This is a genomic window from Rhizobium ecuadorense (assembly GCF_001187535.1).
GTDB classification, from domain to species: Bacteria; Pseudomonadota; Alphaproteobacteria; order Rhizobiales; family Rhizobiaceae; genus Rhizobium; species Rhizobium ecuadorense.
In genome coordinates, this window is the sequence record NZ_LFIO01000489.1 from 1 (window position 1) to 374 (window position 374).

A 374-nucleotide genomic window follows, 5' to 3' on the forward strand; every position below is an offset into this window, starting at 1 on the left:
GCTTTCGGTCATTCCCGCCCTCCTTCTCGAGCGGGTTGTCTTGCAAGTCCTGTCGGAGGGCGTTCCCAATCCGGACCATTTTGCGGAAGCTGGTGCTGTTCGTGCCATCAAGGCGCCAGGAGCATTGTGGTCCTCGGCCCTGCGTGTCATCTGGTGGAACTTTGTCGGTCCTGGCGAAAAGATTGCCATCACACCATGGGACAATGCCGAGCGTGAAGCGCTCATTGCCAATGGAGTGGAGATCGATGCTTCACCAGCGATTGCGCGTCGGATCGAGGCCGCCCATAGCAGTGTCATCCGGCGTTGCCACGGAAACCTCATTCTCGTGCGCCCAGCGCTTGCGCGCGACGCGCAGACGACCCTTCATCCAATGG

The 374-nt window shown here is 60.2% G+C and carries 1 pseudogene; it reads left to right on the forward strand.

The window, feature by feature from the left end:
- Positions 1-374 (forward strand): annotated as a pseudogene (locus AF337_RS40175) (PD-(D/E)XK nuclease family protein); the annotation flags it as partial.